The following is a 3,300-nucleotide window of genomic DNA, read 5'->3' as shown; positions in this document are numbered from 1 at the left end:
GCCGAGCTATGCAGGAAGAAGGCATGACCGGCGACGAAGCTCGCCTCTACCAGGACGCCTTTGAGCACTCGGAATGTGCGCGAGCTTTGGGGATGTAAATGTCGGAGAACCCAAAAAAGAGGGCGGATGGACGAAGCCGCTATCGCGGCAATTGTGCTTGTGGCTGGCGTATTGAGCCGGTCCTGACGGTGCGCATTTTGTGATCTTGCTGACCTGTCTGACGATTGAGGTTTCTCAATCTGATGACAGGAGGTTCCCATGAAGGAGAAGAAGACCACACCATTGCGCGAACGGATGATAGAGGATATGCGCATTCGTGGCATGTCGCCGAAGACCCAGCAGGCCCATATCAGGGCGGTCAGGTATTTTGCTGAGTTCATCGGGCGTTCGCCGGATACCGCAACTCCGGATGAGCTGCGCGCGTATCAGCTCCATATGACCGATAGCGGGGTCTCGACCGGGGTGTTCAACGCCAGGATCGTGTCTCTGCGGTTCTTCTTTGGGATGACCTGCGGGCGTGAAGAGATGAAGCGGTACATGCAGTTCCGGCGCAAGGCGAAGAAGCTTCCAGTCGTTTTGAGCGTCGAAGAAGTTGGCGACTTGCTCGCTGCGGTGCCGGGGCCTGGTCTGAAATATCGCGCGGCCTTGGGGATCAGCTATGGCGCTGGCTTGCGCGCGTCTGAGGTCTGCAATCTCAAGGTCTCCGACATCGACAGCGACCGGATGCTGATTCATGTCGACGAGGGCAAGAATGACAAGGACCGCAAAGCGATGTTGTTTCCTGCCTTGCTTGATCTGCTACGTGACTACTGGCGGGAAGCGAGGCCCGAGGGATGGCTGTTTCCCATTGCCCGGCAGGCGCATCCGCAGGATGCTGCCGAGAGGGGGCAAACCCAAGATCATGGCCTTGTCGCCACGCCAACTGAACCGGGCGTTCACGTCCGCCAAACATATGGCCGGGATCAACAAGCCTGCCACCCTGCACACCTTGCGCCACAGCTTTGCAACGCATCTCTTGGAGGCCGGAACGGATGTCCGGGTGATCCAGGTTCTCCTAGGTCATTCCAAGCTCAGCACGACGGCGCGTTATACGCATGTCGCCACCAAGACCATCCGCGGAACCGTCAGCCCGTATGAGATGCTGGAGAAGCTGCAGGATCACACCGTCAGGCGAGGACTGGAGTAGCGGCTCGGGCGATTGCCGCGCCCACGGCTGGAGATCGCAGACATCTTTCGGAACCATGGTCCCGCATATCGGCGGGCCAATGCGGGTCACATCAGTCTCGGCCAACTCAAGGTGATGTCGGCAATTGAAGCCTGCCGAACCGAAGCGCTCGGTGGGCATGTGGCCGCCTGTACCAAATGCGACCACCATCACATCGCCTATAACTCTTGCAAGAACCGGCACTGTCCCAAATGCCAGGGCCCCGCCGCGCGCGATTGGATGGAGGCGCGTGCTGAAGACCTGCTACCCCTCGAGTACTTCCACGTCGTCTTCACGATGCCCGCAGAGATCGCCCGCATCGCGTATTGGAACCCGAGGGCGGTCTACGACCTGTTGTTCCGCGCGTCAGCCCAAACCGTGATGACCATCGCGGCCGATCCCAAGCGTCTCGGGGCGAAGGTCGGCATGACCAGCGTGCTCCATACTTGGGGATCGGCCCTGACCCATCATCCGCACATCCACATGATCGTGCCGGGTGGTGGTTTGTCGCCGGACGGCACCAAATGGGTGGCCTGCAAGCCCGGGTTCTTTCTGCACGTACTCGTGCTGGCGCGGCTGTTCCGCCGCCTGTTCCTGGATGGCCTTCTCGAGTTGCACCGCGCTGGCCAGCTCACTTTCTTTGGCGAGCTCGCCTACTTGGCGCAAGCGGATGCCTTCGCGAAGTGGCTCGTGCCCTTCCGCAAATCTGAGTGGGTGGTCTACGCCAAGCCTCCGTTCGGTGGGCCCGAGGCGGTACTGGCCTACCTGAGCCGCTACACCCACCGGGTCGCGATCTCGAACCACCGACTGGTCAGCGCCGATGCCGACACCGTCGCGTTCCGCTGGAAGGATTACAGGATCAAGCGCGGTGACCGCCAAAAGGTCATGCGTTTGGCAACGCCAGAGTTCATCCGCCGCTTCCTGATGCACGTCCTGCCAGATGGTTTCCATCGCATCCGTCATTACGGCCTGCTGGCCAGTTCAGCGCGCAAAACGAACATCCGGAAGATCCGGGCTTTGCTTGCTGTTCAAAGCGAAAAAGGAACGACCGAACAAGAGATGGAACCTGAGACGACCCCTCTCACCCTGCGCGAGCCGTGTCCCTGCTGCGGCGGTCCTATGCGTATCGTCGAGATCTTTCGGCGCGGTCAGATACCGATGTCGCGCGCGCCACCAAGGGAACAGGCCGCATGATCCGATGCTTGATCCCACACTTCGATATGCTCCGGTCGTCATTGGCTGATCGGCCAAGACCGTTTGCGAGCATCATCCAAAATGGCGGTAGGTGTCCCGTTCCCAGCGTCCAATCTAGGGAACATCCGCGACCAAGGTGGCGGAAAACGACTGCAACTGACGCACCCAACACAATCGACGCCGCGCCCGTGGCATGTTTAGCCTTACCCGCCAGCGCTCTTTCTCCATAGGCTGATCCCAGACACCGCGGCTTCCTCCTTCCGAGGTTTGTCAACGCGGGCCGCACGTAGCTCTGACGCCAAAGTTGCACCCCGGCCCGCATCGAAAAACCTTCAGGAAACCGGACTTTCGCTGCAGCGGCAAGTCAACATGCTTCGATGGTGCAAAGCGGACTTTCGTTACAGATGGGCGGCTCAACCACTCTATCCTTCGAAGCTACCGTTTAGATACGTTTCGCCGTGAGAAGAAATTAGAGATGTTTGCAGCTTTTTTCGCACAGTGGCGGTTTCACGACGCTATACAAGGACGCTGGGGTCAGGTTGACTAAACGTAAGAGCTTCCGTTGTGCGATCAAGTAGCTTCAATCTCGACTTAAAGCAGTGTGTTTGGCACTATATGCAGGTGCCTTTGGCGCCAAACACACCTTGACTGGTGCCCACAAAAAGTGGTTCTTTACGCGGGTTGAGTGGCGGGAATCGAGAGCGTGCCTCACGAGAAATTGATATTACAAAATACGTGCGAGACCTGAGTGAGTTATCTCCATCATGAAGAAGCGGACATGGCGTATCTGCTGAGCGCTCGGCTTCAAGGGCATTGAGAACGGCTAATGTCGATCTCAGAAACCTTGAGCTGAAGGAGAGACGACCATGAAAAACTACATTGGTTTAGACGTATCGCAGACC

1 protein-coding gene and 1 pseudogene are annotated in these 3,300 nt (G+C 58.3%); both read left to right on the top strand.

Annotated elements, in window-relative coordinates:
- The first annotated feature begins 258 nt into the window (after positions 1–258).
- Positions 259–1,186, top strand: a pseudogene (locus H7847_RS26450) (tyrosine-type recombinase/integrase).
- Between the two features lie 12 nt (positions 1,187–1,198).
- A complete protein-coding gene (locus H7847_RS26445) occupies positions 1,199–2,398 on the top strand; it encodes an IS91 family transposase (RefSeq protein WP_227272687.1) in 1,200 nt (399 codons plus the stop codon).
- Positions 2,399–3,300 lie beyond the last annotated feature (902 nt).

Origin of the sequence: Roseobacter weihaiensis, from assembly GCF_020622345.1 — a bacterium.
GTDB classification, from domain to species: Bacteria; Pseudomonadota; Alphaproteobacteria; order Rhodobacterales; family Rhodobacteraceae; genus Roseobacter; species Roseobacter weihaiensis.
This window is presented reverse-complemented; position numbering and strand designations above follow the sequence as displayed.